General features: G+C 69.4%; 17 protein-coding genes and 1 pseudogene. 4 read left to right on the forward strand and 14 right to left on the reverse strand.

The features are described from left to right. Positions 1-59 precede the first annotated feature (59 nt). The 6 genes from O1G22_RS12010 to O1G22_RS44855 all read right to left on the reverse strand — a co-directional run bounded on the left by O1G22_RS12010 (position 60) and on the right by O1G22_RS44855 (position 4,275). A complete protein-coding gene (locus tag O1G22_RS12010) occupies positions 60-1,766 on the reverse strand; it encodes a proline--tRNA ligase (protein ID WP_270081356.1) in 1,707 nt (568 codons plus the stop codon). Between the two features lie 110 nt (positions 1,767-1,876). After that, positions 1,877-2,407, reverse strand: coding sequence for a GNAT family N-acetyltransferase (locus O1G22_RS12015; protein WP_270081357.1), 531 nt, complete (start codon positions 2,405-2,407; stop codon positions 1,877-1,879). A 20-nt stretch (positions 2,408-2,427) separates the two neighbouring features. Beyond that, complete coding sequence (locus O1G22_RS12020) at positions 2,428-3,276, reverse strand: GNAT family N-acetyltransferase (protein WP_270081358.1); 849 nt, start codon at positions 3,274-3,276, stop codon at positions 2,428-2,430. Positions 3,277-3,403: 127 nt separating this feature from the next. Continuing rightward, the gene (locus O1G22_RS12025) at positions 3,404-3,601 is read right to left on the reverse strand and encodes a hypothetical protein (RefSeq protein ID WP_270081359.1); all 198 of its coding nucleotides are present in this window, start codon (positions 3,599-3,601) and stop codon (positions 3,404-3,406) included. 50 nt (positions 3,602-3,651) lie between these two features. Beyond that, positions 3,652-4,041: an Imm50 family immunity protein gene (locus O1G22_RS12030; RefSeq protein WP_270081360.1), complete on the reverse strand. Its 390-nt coding sequence runs from the start codon at positions 4,039-4,041 to the stop codon at positions 3,652-3,654. A 6-nt stretch (positions 4,042-4,047) separates the two neighbouring features. After that, positions 4,048-4,275 carry an HNH/endonuclease VII fold putative polymorphic toxin gene (locus tag O1G22_RS44855; RefSeq protein ID WP_428986349.1) on the reverse strand — a complete coding sequence of 76 codons (228 nt, stop codon included), beginning with the start codon at positions 4,273-4,275 and terminating at the stop codon, positions 4,048-4,050. On the opposite strand from O1G22_RS44855, the pseudogene O1G22_RS44860 reads away from it, so the two are divergent. After that, positions 4,274-4,495: pseudogene (locus O1G22_RS44860) on the forward strand (ATP-binding protein); the annotation flags it as partial. The gene O1G22_RS44855 and the pseudogene O1G22_RS44860 sit on opposite strands and share 2 nt — an antisense overlap. 69 nt (positions 4,496-4,564) lie before the next feature. Here the strand turns inward: O1G22_RS44860 and ispG are convergent. From ispG to dxr, 5 genes are all read right to left on the reverse strand, one after another. Further along, positions 4,565-5,722, reverse strand: a complete 1,158-nt coding sequence (ispG, locus tag O1G22_RS12040) for a flavodoxin-dependent (E)-4-hydroxy-3-methylbut-2-enyl-diphosphate synthase (protein WP_270081361.1) — start codon at positions 5,720-5,722, stop codon at positions 4,565-4,567. Positions 5,723-5,891: 169 nt separating this feature from the next. Beyond that, a complete protein-coding gene (locus O1G22_RS12045) occupies positions 5,892-6,353 on the reverse strand; it encodes a transposase (RefSeq protein ID WP_333492227.1) in 462 nt (153 codons plus the stop codon). Between the two features lie 59 nt (positions 6,354-6,412). Then, positions 6,413-6,811, reverse strand: a complete 399-nt coding sequence (locus tag O1G22_RS12050) for a recombinase family protein (RefSeq protein ID WP_270081362.1) — start codon at positions 6,809-6,811, stop codon at positions 6,413-6,415. Positions 6,812-6,993: 182 nt separating this feature from the next. Further along, complete coding sequence (locus O1G22_RS12055) at positions 6,994-8,286, reverse strand: M50 family metallopeptidase (RefSeq protein ID WP_270086399.1); 1,293 nt, start codon at positions 8,284-8,286, stop codon at positions 6,994-6,996. A gap of 8 nt (positions 8,287-8,294) precedes the next feature. Then, the gene (dxr, locus tag O1G22_RS12060; RefSeq protein WP_270081363.1) at positions 8,295-9,566 is read right to left on the reverse strand and encodes a 1-deoxy-D-xylulose-5-phosphate reductoisomerase; all 1,272 of its coding nucleotides are present in this window, start codon (positions 9,564-9,566) and stop codon (positions 8,295-8,297) included. Positions 9,567-9,804: 238 nt separating this feature from the next. Here dxr and O1G22_RS12065 point away from each other — a divergent pair, with 238 nt between their 5' ends. Then, positions 9,805-10,278 carry a hypothetical protein gene (locus tag O1G22_RS12065; protein ID WP_270081364.1) on the forward strand — a complete coding sequence of 158 codons (474 nt, stop codon included), beginning with the start codon at positions 9,805-9,807 and terminating at the stop codon, positions 10,276-10,278. Between the two features lie 31 nt (positions 10,279-10,309). Here the strand turns inward: O1G22_RS12065 and O1G22_RS12070 are convergent, their stop codons facing one another. Then, positions 10,310-12,247, reverse strand: a complete 1,938-nt coding sequence (locus O1G22_RS12070; protein WP_270081365.1) for an acyl-CoA dehydrogenase family protein — start codon at positions 12,245-12,247, stop codon at positions 10,310-10,312. A gap of 321 nt (positions 12,248-12,568) precedes the next feature. Between O1G22_RS12070 and O1G22_RS12075 the strand changes: the two genes are divergently transcribed. Together O1G22_RS12075 and O1G22_RS12080 are read left to right on the forward strand one after the other, a co-directional pair. Beyond that, on the forward strand, positions 12,569-13,582 hold the full coding sequence (locus tag O1G22_RS12075) for a LacI family DNA-binding transcriptional regulator (RefSeq protein WP_270081366.1): 1,014 nt from the start codon (positions 12,569-12,571) through the stop codon (positions 13,580-13,582). 77 nt (positions 13,583-13,659) lie between these two features. After that, positions 13,660-15,717 (forward strand): glycoside hydrolase family 31 protein, encoded by a 2,058-nt coding sequence (locus O1G22_RS12080; RefSeq protein ID WP_270081367.1) that lies wholly within the window; start codon positions 13,660-13,662, stop codon positions 15,715-15,717. 63 nt (positions 15,718-15,780) lie between these two features. On the opposite strand, the gene O1G22_RS12085 is transcribed toward O1G22_RS12080, so the two are convergent. Both O1G22_RS12085 and O1G22_RS12090 read right to left on the reverse strand, forming a co-directional pair. Next, complete coding sequence (locus O1G22_RS12085) at positions 15,781-16,353, reverse strand: chorismate mutase (RefSeq protein WP_270081368.1); 573 nt, start codon at positions 16,351-16,353, stop codon at positions 15,781-15,783. A gap of 86 nt (positions 16,354-16,439) precedes the next feature. Beyond that, complete coding sequence (locus O1G22_RS12090) at positions 16,440-17,153, reverse strand: glycoside hydrolase family 12 protein (RefSeq protein WP_270081369.1); 714 nt, start codon at positions 17,151-17,153, stop codon at positions 16,440-16,442. Positions 17,154-17,182 lie beyond the last annotated feature (29 nt).

Genomic DNA, 17,182 nt, shown 5'->3' on the forward strand with positions numbered 1-17,182 from the left:
AGTGAAGGAGAAGCCCCCTGGGACCTCCACGGGTCTCAGGGGGCTTCTTCCGCCGAGGCCTACTCGGCCGTCAGGCGGGCGATCGCGTCCTCCACCGACAGCTCCTCACGCTCGCCGGTCCTGCGGTCCTTCAGTTCCACGACGCCCTCGCCGGAACGGCGGCCGGCGACCAGGATCTGCGGGACGCCGATCAGCTCGGCGTCGGTGAACTTCACGCCCGGGGAGACGCCGGCCCGGTCGTCGACCAGGACGCGGACGCCCGCGGCGGACAGCTTCTCGGCGACGTCGAGGGCCAGCTCGGTCTGCAGGGCCTTGCCGGCGGCGACGACGTGCACGTCGGCCGGGGCGACCTCCTTGGCCCACACCAGGCCCTTGTCGTCGGCGTTCTGCTCGGCGAGCGCGGCGACGGCGCGGGAGACGCCGATGCCGTAGGAGCCCATGGTGACGCGGACGGGCTTGCCGTTCTGGCCGAGGACGTCGAGCTTGAGGGCGTCGGCGTACTTGCGGCCCAGCTGGAAGATGTGGCCGATCTCGATGGCGCGGTCCAGCTTCAGGCCGGTGCCGCACTGCGGGCAGGGGTCGCCGTCCTGCACGACGACGACGTCCACGTACGCGTCGACCTCGAAGTCACGGCCGGCGACGACGTTCCTGGCGTGCGTGTGCTCCTTGTTGGCGCCGGTGATCCAGGCGGTGCCGGGGGCCACGCGCGGGTCGGCGATGTACGTGACCTTCTCGCCGAGGCCCTGCGGGCCGACGTAGCCGCGGACCAGGTCGGGGCGGCCGGCGAAGTCGGCCTCGGTGACCATCTCGACGACGGCCGGGGCGAAGTGCGCCTCGACCTTGCCCATGTCGACCTCGCGGTCCCCGGGCACGCCGACGGCGACGATCTCGCCGTCCACCTTGACCAGCAGGTTCTTCAGGGTGGCGGAGGCGGGGACGCCGAGGGAGGCGGCCAGGGTCTCGATGGTCGGGGTGTCCGGGGTGGGGATCTCCTCCAGCGCGGGCACGGCCGAGCCGTCGACCGGCTTGAGGGCGTAGGTGATCGCCTCGGTGTTGGCGGCGAAGTCGCAGTTCGGGCAGTCGGCGAAGGTGTCCTCGCCGGCCTCGGCCGGGGCGAGGAACTCCTCGGACTTGGAGCCGCCCATGGCGCCGGCGGTGGCCGCGCAGATGCGGTAGTCCAGGCCCAGGCGCCGGAAGACGCGCTGGTAGGCCTCGCGGTGCAGGGCGTAGGACTTGGCGAGGCCTTCGTCCTCCAGGTCGAAGGAGTACGAGTCCTTCATCAGGAACTCGCGGCCGCGCAGGATGCCGGCGCGGGGGCGGGCCTCGTCCCGGAACTTGGTCTGGATCTGGTAGAGGATCACCGGCAGGTCCTTGTAGGACGTGCACTGGTCCTTGACCAGGAGGGTGAAGATCTCCTCGTGGGTGGGGCCGAGGAGGTAGTCACCGCCCTTGCGGTCCTTGAGCCGGAACAGCTCCTGGCCGTACTCGTCCCAGCGGCCGGTCGCCTCGTACGGCTCCTTGGGCAGCAGGGCGGGCAGGGAGACCTCCTGGGCGCCGATGGCGTCCATCTCCTCGCGGACGATCCGCTCGACGTTGGCGAGGACCTTCTTGCCGAGGGGCAGCCAGCTCCAGATGCCGGCGGCGGTGCGGCGGACGTAGCCGGCGCGGACGAGGAGCTTGTGGCTGAGGACCTCGGCGTCCGCCGGGTCGTCGCGCAGCGTCTTCGCCATCAACTGGGACATGCGCTGGACCGGTGCTTTCGCCATGGCTCTCGTACTCCTGCCGGATGGGGGTCCCCCCCGCCCGTGCGAAGCCGAGGGTGGGGGAAGGTGTTGGCATGGAGGTTAGCCGGGCCGCCTGTGCGGGCGGAAATCGGTCAGCGCCTGCGAAGGGGAAGGTGGGCGCCCATCACGGCGTACGGCTTCGGCGCGCTCGGGAAGTGGACCTGGCGGGCGAGGTCGACGTACCCGAGGGAGAAGTACAGGCCCCGGGCGGGGCTGTCGGTGTCGATCGCGGAGAGGATCGAGCGGGGCTCGGCGGCGGAGTCGGTGATCATGGTGATCAGCCGCCGTCCGATTCCCCGGTTCTGGTGATCGGGGTGGACGTGGAGCTCGGTGATGACGAAGGAGTCGTCGAGCCAGAAGTCGTTGCCGCCCGCGCGCAGGTAGGGCTCGACGACGGTGGACCACCAGTGGGTACGGCTGTTGGGCATGCCGTAGACGAACCCGACGAGGCGTCCCGCGACGCTCGCGCCGAGGGCCCGCGCGCCCCGGTACTGCATGTGCCGCTGGACGATCTGCCGGCGTACGGCGACCTCGTCGGGACCGAGCCCGAACGCCACCGCTTGGACCGCGAGGGCCTCGTCGACATGGGCTGCGAGGTCCAGGGGGCCGATCACGAGGTCCATGCGGGGAGGGTACAGGGGGTTCAGAACAGCACACTCATGAAGGCGCCGGCCTCCTGGAAGCCGACCCTCTGGTACGTCCGTCGCGCCGCCGTGTTGAAGTCGTTGACGTACAGGCTCACCACCGGGGCCACGTCGGCGAGCGCATAGCGCAGGACGGCGGCCATGCCCGGTGCCGCGAGCCCCCTCCCCCGGTACTCGGGGGCGACCCACACGCCCTGGATCTGGCAGGCCTGGTGGGTCGCGGCGCCGATCTCGGCCTTGAAGACGACCTTGCCGTGTTCGTCGATGCGGGCGAACGAGCGGCCGGAGCCCACGAGTTCGGCGACGCGGGCCTGGTACAGCAGCCCGCCGTCCCCCGCCATCGGGGAGACGCCGACCTCCTCGGTGAACATCGCCACGCACGCCGGCATGATCGTCTCCATCTCGTCCTTGCGGACGCGGCGGACGTAGGGGTCCGGGGCGACGTCGGCGGGCATGCGGTCGGTGACCATGAGGGGCTGGTGCGCGCGGACCTCGCGGGCGGGGCCCCAGTGCGGCTCCAGCAGGCGCCACAGTGCGGCGGTGGCCCCGGCGGGGCCGACGATGGAGGAGCAGCGCCGGCCGGCTCTGCGGGCCCGGTCGGAGAAGGCCCGTACGGCCCTCGGGGTGGCGCAGATGGGGACCAGGTTGGCGCCGGCGTAGCACAGGGACGTGAGCATGCCGTCCTCGTACCAGCCCCACATCTCGCCGCCGAGCCGCCACGGGTCGAGGCCGGCGACCTGGACGCGCGAGGTCACGAAGGCGTTCGCGACCGGCTCGCGGTCGAGGACGGCGAGCGCGGCGTCGAGGTCGCTCGGTTCGAGCACCCGTGAGGTGGTCTGGGTCAACACGTAGGGGGCCTCACCCTGAGGATTCCGCTGGTCCCGGCACTGTACCTCGTGCGATTGTGACGTGCTCCGGGCTGAACAGCCGGGATTCCTCCGCCCCGCCTGCCCGGGGCCCTTCCTCACGGGGATCTCATGTGCCGGCATCCCGCAGCCGCACGACGACGTGCAGCCGGTCACCGACCTGGGGTGGTGCGACGGGCTCGTCCCACACGGAGGGATGCTTCACCTGGTCGATGAAGCCGGCCTCGCCGTCGGCTTCGGCCTTCGCTCCCACAGGGGCCACCGCGATCACGGTCACGTCCAGCTCCTGATGGTTACGAAAGGCCATTTCGCTCCTCACGTTCCACCGCTGGAACTTCGGATTCAGACTTCATTGATTCAGACTTCATTGGCGTATGCGGTCAGCTTTGAGATGAAGACTGTGTCAGCGACGGCCTGAATGCGCGCCTCGGGTGACGTCACATGGAGGGTGACACCATTCTCAGAGGTCAGCGAAACATCCGCCCTGATATCAGTCCCAAAGCCCTCCAGCGCGATCTTTCCGACACCGCTGAATGAAATCTCGACCTGTGTGGTGTTGAAACGCTGCACCGCCCACTTACGCGGAGGCTGTTCTGGGTAACGGGCGAGATCCAAGCGCAGCGTCAAGGTCGGCCCGTCTGTACGGAGCACTGCCTCGTACAGACGAACGCCCACGAGGTCCGGCGGGTTGCCCTGGTAAACGGAGGTGATGCCCTCCGGGTTGCGCAACAGGGAAGTCCATGACATGCCGACTCAGCCTTCCGGCTCGGGGTACTCGTAATGTTGTGCAGTCCCTGGGCCCTTATCAGTTTGCGGATTCTCCCATAGCCGTGCGTTGAAATGCGAACCCTGATCGCCCACTCCGCCTTCGCCGTAATAGTGCCCGTAGCCGTGATCACCAGTAACACCTGAACAAGCCCAAGAAGCGTCAGCATCAGGGCTTACACGAAAAACAACTCCCCCGGTCAACGAAGCCGTCACCCTGATCGCCGCCGAACTCGTGGCGAACGCGGTCCGGCCCGGGCGGGACTTCCACCTTCAGCTCACCGCGTCGTACACCACCCTGTGCCTGGAGGTCTCCGACACCCGCACCGAACGGCTGCCCGCCCTCCAGATCCCGCAGAGCGAGTCCGGCCGTGGGCTGCTGCTGGTCGAGGCGCTCGCCGACGAGTGGGGCGTCACGCCACGGCAGCCCGGCAAGTCCGTCTGGGCGAAGGTATGGCTGAGTCCCGCCACCCAGCGGTGGCGGGACTCACGAGAACCGGAAAGATCAGCCGGCCACCGACACCGACGGCTCCCCCGACTCCACACCCTCGTCCTGCATCTTCTCGGCCAGCTTCATGGCCTCCTCGATGAGGGTCTCGACGATCTTGGACTCGGGGACGGTCTTGATGACCTCGCCCTTGACGAAGATCTGGCCCTTGCCGTTGCCGGAGGCCACGCCGAGGTCGGCCTCGCGGGCCTCGCCGGGTCCGTTCACCACGCAGCCCATGACGGCGACGCGCAGCGGGACCTCCATGCCGGTCAGGCCCGCCGTGACCTCTTCGGCCAGCTTGTAGACGTCGACCTGGGCGCGTCCGCAGGACGGGCAGGAGACGATCTCCAGGCCACGCTGGCGGAGGTTCAGGGACTCCAGGATCTGGGTGCCGACCTTGACCTCCTCGACCGGAGGCGCGGACAGCGAGACGCGGATCGTGTCGCCGATGCCCTGGGACAGCAGCGCGCCGAAGGCGACCGCCGACTTGATCGTGCCCTGGAACGCCGGGCCCGCCTCGGTCACGCCGAGGTGGAGGGGGTAGTCGCACTGGGCCGCGAGCTGCTTGTACGCCTCGATCATGACGACCGGGTCGTTGTGCTTGACCGAGATCTTGATGTCGCGGAAGTCGTGCTCCTCGAAGAGGGACGCCTCCCACAGCGCGCTCTCCACCAGCGCCTCGGGCGTCGCCTTGCCGTACTTCTGGAGCAGGCGCCGGTCGAGGGAGCCGGCGTTGACGCCGATGCGGATCGGGGTGCCGTGGTCCTTGGCGGCCTTGGCGATCTCCTTGACCTTGTCGTCGAACTGCTTGATGTTGCCGGGGTTCACCCGGACCGCCGCGCAGCCCGCCTCGATCGCCGCGAAGACGTACTTGGGCTGGAAGTGGATGTCCGCGATCACCGGGATCTGGGACTTCTTGGCGATGGTGGCGAGGGCGTCGGCGTCGTCCTGGGTGGGGCAGGCCACGCGGACGATCTGGCAGCCGGACGCGGTCAGCTCGGCGATCTGCTGGAGGGTGGCGCCGATGTCCGACGTACGGGTCGTGGTCATCGACTGGACCGAGACCGGTGCGTCTCCGCCGACCGCCACGCTTCCGACCTGGATCTGCCGGCTCTTGCGGCGCTCGGCGAGCTTGGTCGGAACGGACGGCATGCCGAGAGAAATCGCAGTCATCTGCTGTGCAACCCCAAGTCGTGGATCAGGATCCGGTCCCGTGAACGGCGGGCCCCAGGCTCCGAGATTACGGCACCGGCCCCTGCGCCAGCACATCCCTCCCCGGAAACCCACTCGATGGAAGGCGGCCCGGAGGATCATCCTCCGGGCCGCCGAGAACGTCGTATGGCTACGAGATTTTCGCCGGGTTAACCGGACCGTCCTGGCGACTCGGGCGAGGTTCAGTGTCGAGTGCCGTACGGATGGCCGGCTCCGGCCCTTCCGCATGGCTCAACACCGGTGTGCCCATCTCCTCCTCGTTGAGGAGCTTCACGATCTCCAGCCACACGCCGTCCGCCAACCACGTGCGCTGCCTGAAGCGGACCCTCTCCGGGGCACCGAACCGGTCTGGAAGGTCGCGCCAGAGGATTCCGGTGCGCAGGCGGTGCAGCATCCCCGTGAGTGCTGCTCGCAGATCCAGCGGTGACCGAAAGTGATGCGGCCGGCACCTGGAGCGGAGCAGATCCTCGATACGGGCCCACTGGCTGTCTGTGGGGTCCGGAGGGACAGGTGTCCCCGTGCGCTCATGCCACCGGATCGTCAAGCACTTCGTTCCCTCCCGGTAGCGGAACTCCGGGTCCACGAGGTCCACGCATACGCCGACCAACTCGATCAGCCGACGCTGCTCGGAGGGCGAGAGCCGCCGAATCGTCAGCCGTACACAGTCCGGTCGGCAATTGAAGGCGGCCGACGGCGGATGGCCGGGCGGTCCGCCTCCCAGATGCAACGCCAGATGGCCGCCTCCGTTCGCCCCAGACGGTCGAGGCGATGCACGAGGACGAGATTCACCTGCCCCGAGGAGATGTCACCAAGGAGTGCCTTCAGACCAGGGCGCGAGTCCGTCGAGCCCGACTCACCCATGTCCTCACGAGCCCCCGCCAGACGCCATGACGACCGCTCTCCCACGAACGCCCGGATGGCCTGCGCCTGGGCCGGAATTCCGTACTTCCCCCTCTGCTCCGCAGTGGAGACGCGCATGTATGCGCCGACAGCAACGATCTCCGTGTCCTCGGCCTTGTCATCTGCGCACGGCACAGTACCTTGCTGCATGTCAGTCCCTTCACGACTGGCCAGACCCCAGGGTGTTCGCGCACCGCTGGGGTCACCCATGAACAGCAAGAACGTACGAAGTCCGCCTCCGTGTCGTACAGATAAGTCGCGCCCTTCACTCGTGTGAGTTACACGAGTGAAGGGCGCACCCTGTGAACACCGCGACGGAAATCGACCGATTCCTAGCTGATCTTGATCGGGTTAACGACATCTGCGATCAGGACGAGAACGGTAAAGCAAACAAAGATCCCCGCCACCACATAAGCCACCGGCATCAGCTTCGCCACGTCGAACGGGCCCGGGTCCGGGCGGCGCAGCACCCTCGCCACGTTGCGGCGCAGGGCCTCCCACAGGGCGCCCGCGATGTGGCCGCCGTCGAGCGGGAGGAGCGGGAGCATGTTGAACAGGAACAGGGAGAGGTTGAAACCGGCGAGAAGCATCACGAACATCGCCACCTGCTGGGAGGCGGGGATGTCGAGGGTGGCGATGTCGCCGGTGATGCGGGCCGCGCCGACGATGCCCACCGGGGAGTCCGGTTCGCGCGGGCCGTTGCCGAAGGCGGCGTTCCACAGCGCCGGGATCTTGGCGGGCAGGGCGGCGAGGGAGTCGACGGCGTCGCCGACCCGGTCGGTCATCCAGGTCACGGACTCGCCGAAGCTCTGGTGGACCACGCCGGTGGCGGAGCTGAAGCCGAGGAAGCCGGCCTTGACGTACTTGCCCTGGACGTACTGACCGCTGGAGTCCTTCTTGGCGACCAGGTTCGTCGCGATCGTGGCGTGGAGAGTGAGCTGCTTGCCGTCTCGCACCACCACGATCGGGACCGTCTTGCCCGCGCTGTCGCGGATCAGGTCCGACAGCGTGTTCCAGTCCTTCGTGTTCTTGCCGTCGAAGGAGACGATCTTGTCGCGCTTCTGGATGCCGGCGGCCTGGGCCGGGGACGCGGGGTCGGACTTCTTGCAGCTGTCGCGGTTCTCGCTCTGGGCGATGACGCAGGGCGAGACCGAGGCGACGGTCGTCGTCTGCTGCTGGATGCCGAAGCCCATCAGGACCGTGAAGAAGAGGGCGACCGCCAGGATCAGGTTCATGAACGGGCCCGCGAACATGACGATCACGCGCTTCCACGGCTTGCGCGTGTAGAACATGCGCGTCTCGTCGCCCGGCTGCAGCTCCTCGAAGGCGGCCGAGCGGGCGTCCTCGATCATGCCGCGCCACGGCGAGGTGGAGCGGGCGGAGACCCGGCCCTCCTCGTCGGGCGGGAACATGCCGATCATGCGGATGTAGCCGCCGAGCGGGATCGCCTTGACGCCGTACTCGGTGTCGCCCTTCTTCCGCGACCAGACGGTCGGGCCGAAGCCGACCATGTACTGCGGCACGCGGATGCCGAAGAGCTTCGCCGTGGACAGGTGCCCCAGCTCGTGCCACGCGATCGAGACGAGCAGGCCGACCGCGAAGACCACTATGCCGAGGATGAACATCAAGGACGTCATGCACGCGCCTCCGCGCTCGCCGTGGTGGCTGTCAGTTCCCGGGCCCGGGTGCGGGCCCAGGTCTCCGCTTCGAGGACGTCCGACACGGTGAGTGAGGTTCCCGTGACCGGGGTGCCGTGTTCCTCGACGACCCGGGTGACGGTCTCCATGATCCCGTTGAAGGGCAGCGCGCCGCTGCGGAAGGCCTCGACGCACTCCTCGTTGGCCGCATTGAACACCGCCGGGGCCGTGCCCGCGAGCATCCCCACGTGCCGGGCGAGGTTCACCGACGGGAAGGCCTCGTTGTCCAGTGGGAAGAACTCCCACGTGGAGGCCTTGCTCCAGTCGAAGGCGGGCGCGGCTTCGGGTACGCGTTCGGGCCAGCCCAGACCGATGGCGATGGGCCCGCGCATGTCGGGGGGCGTCGCCTGGGCGATCGTGGATCCGTCGGTGAACTCGACCATCGAGTGAACATACGACTGGGGATGCACGACCACCTCAATGCGGTCGAAGGGAATGTCGTAGAGGAGGTGTGCCTCGATGACCTCCAGGCCCTTGTTGACGAGGGTCGCGGAGTTGATCGTGATCACCGGGCCCATCGCCCAGGTCGGGTGGGCGAGGGCGTCCTCGACGGTGACCTTCGTCAGCTCCTGCTTCGTACGGCCGCGGAAGGGGCCGCCGGAGGCCGTGACCACCAGCTTGCGGACGTCGGCCCGCGTCCCCGCCGCCAGCGCCTGGAAGAGCGCCGCGTGCTCGGAGTCGACCGGGATGATCTGGCCGGGCTTGGCGAGCGCCTTGACCAGGGGGCCGCCGACGATCAGCGACTCCTTGTTGGCGAGGGCGAGGGTACGGCCGGCCTCCAGGGCGGCGAGGGTGGGGGCGAGGCCGATGGAGCCGGTGATGCCGTTCAGCACCGTGTGGCAGTCGGAGGCGGCGACCTCGGTGGCCGCCTGAGGTCCGGCGAGGATCTCGGGCAGCGGCTCCCCGGCGCCGTACTCGGCGGCGAGGGCCTCGCGCAGGGCCGCTACGGCGTCCTCGCGGGCGACCGCGACGGTCCGCACCCGCAGCCGGCGGGCCTGCTCGGCGAGGAGGGACACGCGGCCGCCGTTGGCGGACAGGGCGGTGACCCGGAAGCGGTCGGGGTTGCGGAGCACGAGGTCGATGGCCTGGGTGCCAACGGATCCGGTGGAGCCGAGGATCACCACGTCCTTCGGCCCGTCGCCGGCGAGCGGGTCGTAGACGAGGTGCGGATCGGCGAGAGGGGCCGGATGGGCGGGACTGTCGGTCATCTCTCCATTGTTGCCGCAACCGGCACCGCTCCGGACAGGGCATCCCCCCAGGCAGGGCGCGTCGGCCGGTTTCATCGCCGGATGGGGTGATTCTTCCGATGTGAACTGCCGGTGAAGAGGGCGCGGTAACACTTCTGCGACAAAAGCCGCTGAATTCGCGCGCGTCGGGCCGTGGATCATGGCATTCTTCCCGTCGACGCCCGTCACACCGGGCGAAAAAGGGGGAGGAGTCACCACCATGAACCGCATGCGCGCGACCGCGGCCGTCCTGGCCACCGCCGGAGTCCTGACCGCCGCTCAGCTCGGACTCGCCGGAGCCGCCTCGGCCGCCACCCGGACGTCCACCGGCACCGGCTGCCCGATCGACATCGTGTACCCGAGCCGCTTCTACATCGACTCGCACGGCTGGGTCACGGGCGGGGGCCTGTACTTCGGGCTCAAGAGCAAGACGACCAAGAGCTTCAAGTACGTCACCTTCACCGTCACGGACCAGAAGAACCTCCGCTTCGGCAAGGCCAAGCCGACCGGCGGCAGGATCACCCACAACACCTCGACGTCGGTGTCCGTCTACACCGGGACCTTCAAGGGCAAGGCCAGTCTCGGCATGAGGATCCCGACGCATCTGCTCAACACCCGCTCCTACGCGCTGAAGTTCACCCTGCACGGCTCGGGCTGGAACTGCGCCGTGAACCAGGGCACCTGGGGCAACTGACCCCAGGCACCCGGTCCGCGCGGGGAACGAGTCAGTCGCCGTAGGGGCGGCGCTCGTTCTCCCGCGCCGACGGTCCGGGGGTCGCGTCCGCGATCCACGGGCCGTCCCCGGAGGGGTCGACGACACCCTCCTCCAGCCAGGTGTACGACCCGGCCAGGACCGCCTTGACCACCGTGCGGTCCAGGTCGTCCGTGTTGGTCCACAGCCGGTCGAAGAGTTCCTCGACCCTGATGCGGGCCTGGCGGCAGAAGGCGTCGGCCAGCTGGTAGGCCTCGCGGCCGTGGTCGCCCTGCGCGCGCAGCCGTTCGGCCCGTACGCAGGCGGCGCTCATCGCGAACAGTTCGGCGCCGATGTCCACGATCCGGCCGAGGAAGCCCTGCTTGGTCTCCATCCGGCCCTGCCAGCGGGACATGGCGTAGAAGGTGGAGCGGGCCAGCTTGCGGGCGGTGCGCTCGACGTAGCGCAGATGTCCCGACAGATCGATTCCGTGCTTGAACTGGCCGTAGGCCATGGGGAGTTGACCCGGTCCGGCGACCAGCTTCGGCAGCCACTTGGCGTAGAAGACGCCCGCGTTCGCGCCCGCCTTCGCCTTGTCCGACAGGGACTTGTCGGGGTCGATGAGGTCGCCCGCGACCGAGAGGTGGGCGTCGACGGCCTCGCGGGCGATCAGCAGGTGCATGATCTCCGTCGAGCCCTCGAAGATGCGGTTGATCCGCAGGTCGCGCAGGATCTGCTCGGCCGGGACCCCGCGCTCGCCGCGCGCCCTCAGCGACTCGGCCGTCTCATAGCCCCGGCCGCCGCGGATCTGGACCAGTTCGTCGGCCATCTTCCAGGCCATCTCGGAGCCGTAGAGCTTGGCGAGGGCGGCCTCGATACGGATGTCGTTGCGGTCCTCGTCGGCCATCTGGGAGGACAGGTCGAGGACGGCCTCCAGGGCGAACGTCGTCGCCGCGATGAAGCTGATCTTGGAGCCGACGGCCTCGTGCAGCGCGACCGGCTTGCCCCACTGCTCGCGCTCCGCCGACCACTCGCGGGCGATCTTCAGACACCACTTCCCGGCCCCGGCGCACATCGCGGGCAGCGAGAGCCGGCCGGTGTTGAGGGTGGTGAGCGCGATCTTCAGGCCCGCGCCCTCGGGGCCGATGCGGTTGGCGGCGGGGACCCGGACCTGGTGGAAGCGGGTGACGCCGTTCTCGATGCCGCGCAGGCCCATGAAGGCGTTGCGGTTCTCGACGGTGATGCCCTCCGACGTGGCCTCCACCACGAACGCGGTGATGCCCCCCTTGTGGCCCTCCGACTTCGGCACCCGTGCCATCACCACGAGCAGGTCGGCGACCACTCCGTTGGTGGTCCAGAGTTTCACTCCGTCGAGTACGTAGTCGTCCCCGTCGGGCACCGCCGTGGTGGCGAGGCGGGCCGGGTCGGAGCCGACGTCCGGCTCGGTGAGCAGGAAGGCGGAGATGTCGGTGCGGGCGCAGCGGGGCAGGAAGGCGTCCTTCTGCTCCTGGGTGCCGAACATCTTCAGCGGCTGGGGCACGCCGATCGACTGATGGGCGGAGAGCAGCGCGCCGACGGCGGGGCTCGCGGAGCCGACCAGGGCGAGGGCCTTGTTGTAGTAGAGCTGGGTGAGGCCGAGACCGCCGTACTTGGGGTCGATCTTCATGCCGAGGGCGCCGAGCTCCTTCAGGCCCGCCACGACCTCGTCCGGGATGCGGGCCTCGCGCTCGATCCGGGACGAGTCGATCGTCGTCTCGCAGAAGGCGCGGAGCTTGGCCAGGAACTCCTCGCCGCGCCGGACCGACTCGTCGTCGGGGAGCGGGTGGGGATGGATGAGGTCGAGCCGGAAGCGCCCGAGGAACAGTTCCTTGGCGAAGCTGGGCTTGCGCCAGTCCTGTTCCCGGGCGGCCTCCGCCACCTGGCGGGCTTCGCGCTCGGTGACGTTGGTACGGGGTGTGGTGGGGGCGGACATGAGGTTCACCTCGCCGCGAAGAGGGATGATTGCGGATCGTTCGCTACCGACCAGTGCTACTGGATCGTTGGTACCCGAAACGGGCCGACCCCACCACCCCTCGCGCGTCCGAACGGCCGAGGGGACTGCCGAAGCCCGGCGCATCGGTGTGTACTGCTGCTCGGCGACTCGTTCGGCATATCGGTCATGGAAAAGCTGTCGAAGCGCTTCGACAGCGCCTATGGACACCCACTCCCGCTGAAGCTAGTGTCAATCTCACCCTCACTCGCCTCAGTCGGTCACGCGCTCTGTCGAAGCGCTTCACAAAGCTTGGAGAGCCGGATGGTCACCCTCGCCGAGGTCGCCCAGCACGCCGGAGTGTCGGCGAGCACGGTGAGCTATGTCCTCAGCGGCAAGCGGTCCATCTCCGCGACCACCCGGCAGCGGGTCGAGCAGAGCATCCGGGAGCTGGGGTACCACCCGAACGCCGGCGCCCGCGCCCTGGCGAGCAACCGGTCGAACATCATCGCGCTGATGGTCCCGCTGCGCACCGACATGTACGTGCCGGTGATGATGGAGATCGCGATCGCGGTGGCGACCACGGCCCGGACGCACGGCTACGACGTCCTGCTGCTCACCGGCGAGGAGGGCCCGGACGCGGTGCGCCGGGTGACCGGCAGCGGGCTCGCCGACGCCATGATCCTGATGGACGTGGAGCTGGAGGACGAGCGGCTGCCGCTGCTGCGGCAGACCGACCAGCACTCGGTCCTGATCGGGCTGCCCGCCGACCCGAACGGTCTGACCTGCGTGGACCTGGACTGGAGTGCGACGGGCGCGCTGTGCGTGGAGCATCTCGCGGGGCTCGGTCACCGTGACATCGCTGTCATCGGCGAGGCACCGGCCGTCTACGAACGGCACACCGGCTTCGCCGAGCGCACCCTCGACGGGCTGCGCTCCTGGGCCCGTGCGTCAGGCGTCAGGGTGCTGCACCGGCCGTGCGAGGGCGGGTACGACGCGATGGCCCTCACCCTGGCCCGGATCTTCGACGAGCGCCCGGGGACGACCGGGTTCGTGGTGCAGAACGAGTCCGCGGTGGAGCCGCTGCTCGCGCTGCTGCGCCAGCAGGGCCGGGCCGTGCCCGAGGACGTGTCCGTGGTCGCGATCTGCCCGGACCAGGTCGCCGTCCAGGCCTCGGTGCGGCTGACCTCGGTGGCCATCCCCGCGCAGGAGATGGGCCGGCACGCCGTGGAGCATCTGGTGGCCAAGCTGGACGGGCGGGGCGACGACGACGTCGTGCTGCTCGCGCCCGAGCTGACCGTGCGGGCGAGTACGGGACCGGCGCCGGCCGCGTCCTGATCCGCACCGACCGTGCCCTTTCGGGGCACACACCTCTGCCTGCGTCCCTGTCTGCACGCCTCTCCTCAGGAGCCGCCGTGAATCAGCCTGCCGGTATTCAGCCTGCCCTCGCGCAGCCCAAGGTCAGCCTTGCCCAGTCCTCCCCCACCGTCGGCCGCGTCCAGGTGAAGGACGGGGCGCTGGAGTGGAGCGGCCGTCAGGAGACGGTGCGGATCGAGCCATGGGGTCCGGACGCGGTCCGGGTGCGGGCCCGGCTCGGCGGCCCGGTGCTGCAGGGTCTCCCGGGCGCGCTCCTCGATTCCCCGCCCGCCGCCGAGGCGACGGTCGACGCCGGTGACGGGGAAGGCCGGCTGACGGTCGGATCGCTGACCGTCGAGGTGAGCGCCGAGGGCATGCTCCGCTTCCTGCGCACCGACGACGGCAGCGAGCTGCTCGCCGAGGAGCGCGCCCACTTCTGGTGGCCCGGCCCGCGTCTCTACACGGCGGTCGGCAACGGCTACCACCGGCTGGAGCAGCGTTTCGCCGCGTACGAGGACGAGAAGCTGTACGGCCTCGGCCAGCACCAGCACGGTCGGCTGGACCAGAAGGGCCTGGTGCTGGACCTGGTGCAGCGCAACAGCGAGGTGAGCGTCCCGGTGCTGGTGTCCAGCCGGGGCTACACCCTGCTGTGGAACAACCCGGCGATCGGCCGGGTGGAGCTGGCGGGCAACGGCACCCGCTGGGTCGCGGACTCGGCCCGGCAGATCGACTACTGGATCACGGCGGGCACTCCGGGCGAGGGCCAGCGCAACTACAGCGCGGCCACCGGGCGTTCGCCGATGCTCCCGGAGTGGGCGGCGGGCTTCTGGCAGTGCAAGCTGCGCTACCGCACCCAGGACGAACTCCTCGACGTGGCACGGGAGTACAAGCGCCGGGGCCTGCCGATCTCGGCGATCGTGTGCGACTTCTTCCACTGGACGCACCTGGGCGAGTGGAAGTTCGACCCGAAGGAGTGGCCCGACCCGGCGGGCATGGTCCGCGAGCTGGAGGACCTGGGCATCAAGCTGGTGGTGTCCGTGTGGCCGTCGGTGTCCCCGCTGTCGGAGAACCATCAACTGATGGAGCAGCGCGGCTACTTCGTCGGCACCCAGTACGGCCCGATGGCGCACGCCGACTGGCCGGACAAGGAGGTCGCCTCCACCGTCCAGGTCGCCTTCTACGACCCCACGAACCCCGAGGCCCGCGACTTCGTGTGGTCGAGGATCCGGGAGAACTACCTCACCCCGTACGGCATCACGGCGTTCTGGCTGGACGCGTGCGAGCCCGAGCTGAAGCCCGGCTTCGCGGAGAACCTGCGCTACTGGGCGGGACCGGGCCTGGAGGTCGGCAACCTCTACCCGCTGGAGAACGCCCGCACCTTCCACGAGGGCCTGCTGGCGTCCGGGGAGCCGGAGGTGATCACCCTCAACCGCTCGGCGTGGGCGGGCAGTCAGCGGCACGGCGCGGCCCTGTGGTCCGGTGACATCGGCACCGACTTCGCGACCCTGCGCCGGCAGATCGCGGCCGGCCTCAACACCGCGCTGTCCGGCATCCCGTGGTGGAACACCGACATCGGCGGCTTCCACGGCGGCGACCCGGACGATCCGGCGTACCGCGAGGTGATGGTCCGCTGGTTCCAGTTCGGCGCGCTGTCCCCGCTGATGCGGCTGCACGGCTTCCGCGACCCCGGTCTGCCGCTGGGCCCGGACATGACCGGCGGTCCGAACGAGGTGTGGTCGTACGGCGAGGAGGCCGGCGCGATCCTGGAGCGGTACCTGCGGCTGCGCGAGCGCCTGAAGCCGTACATCCTCACCGTCATGCGCGAGGCGCACGAGGAGGGGCTGCCGGTGATGCGCCCGCTGTTCCTGGAGTTCCCGGACGACCAGGCGGCCTGGTCGGTGGACGACGCCTACCTCTTCGGCCGGGACCTGCTGGTCGCGCCGGTGCTGACCGCCGGCGCCACGGCCCGCACGGCGTACCTCCCGGCGGGCGCGCGCTGGACGGACGCCTGGACGGGTGAGACGTACGAGGGCGGTACGGCGGTGACGGTGGACGCCCCCCTGGACCGGATCCCGCTGTTCCTGCGGGACGGGGCACGGCTGCCTGTAGGGGAGTAGCCGAGCCGAGCGGCGGCCGGTCCCTTCCCTACCCGCGGAAGGGACCGGCCGCCTTCTCACGCGTCAGTCGCGGCAGACGGAGACCAGGGAGCGGACCAGGGCGGCGGTGTGCAGCAGGTCCGGGTGCTTCTCGTGGTGGACCTCGACGACGGCCACGGCGAGTTCGGGATCGCACGTCGGGGCGGCGCGCTCCGGGGTGGTGTCGGCGAGGCTCTGGACGAGGTCCGTGTTGATGCGGTTGATCGTCTGACGGACCACGTTCAGGTCGGGCTTGGTGGTCGGGGCCTGCTCCGGGTGGGCCGTCCACCGGGCGAACAGGGCGCGCTGGACGACCTTGTTGGCCTCGATCTGGTCGCGGAAGATGCGCCGGACCTCGTCGGGGTCGGCGCCGATCCGCTGGGCCTGGGCGGCGACGGAGTCGAGGACCTGCTGCTCGCGGGCCGGGTCGTCGATGGGGCTGTCGGTGCCCCACTTGGCGGCGGCGACCAGGTCGGCGGTGGCCAGACGGTCGGCGGCGAGGGAGGCGACCGGCCGCAACGGGGAGAGCGGTGCGGGGGCCGCGGAGGCGGGCGCGGCGGCGAGCAGGACGGCGACGCCGGCCGGCAGTACATACCTGAGGGGAGTGGCGATACGCATGCGCGCCATCCAACCGCAAGCAGGTGAACAACGGGAGGGCCGTCCCGGTCGCGCGCCCGGGACGGCCCTCGTCACCGCTGGGTCACTCAACTGCTGCTGATGCTCTCGCTGTTGACGGCGAAGTTCAGCCCGCCGGAGGACGAGGTGATCTCGAAGCCGAACTGGAAGTCACCGATGGTCACATCGCCGAACCAGCCCTTGGTGTCCTTGATCCACTTCAGGATCGGCAGGACGTCGACCGTGCCGGAGCTGGAGTTGGAGCTGCGGACGAAGGAGAACACGTCGTTGGAGCCGTTGTTGCCCTTGTAGACGGTCCAGGTGGAGCCGCCGAGGCTGACGGTGCCCTGGGAGGTGCCGAGCGGGCCGACGGCGCCGGTCTTGTTGACCCAGAGCATGATCTCGTACTTGTGGTTCGTGTCCCAGATGTCGTACGCCGTCTCGTAGGCGCCGGACGACGGGACGGTGACGTTGTAGCCGCTGGTGAGCGAGCCCAAGGAGCTGATCGACTTGTTGATCACCTTCTTGGCGTTGGGGTAGGACTTGATGCCGCCGGTGTTGGGGTGGTCGGCCCAGACACCCCAGTTGGTGCCGGAGTTGGCCCAGATGCACTGGCTGCCGGCGCCGGAACCCCAGATGTCGTTGTACAGGGTGTAGCCGTTCAGCGTGGTGCTGCCCCACTGGTCGCAGGAGGACCAGACCGCGGCGGAGGCGGGGGCCGCGGCGAGGCCGACGGTGGCGCCGAGGGCCAGGGCAGGGGCGACGAGGGCCGTGGCGACTCTGCGGTACGTGCGTGTTGCCATGGTGTCCCTTCCATGGGTGGGGGGAATTG

It is taken from the genome of Streptomyces camelliae, assembly GCF_027625935.1.
Classification (GTDB): domain Bacteria; phylum Actinomycetota; class Actinomycetes; order Streptomycetales; family Streptomycetaceae; genus Streptomyces; species Streptomyces camelliae.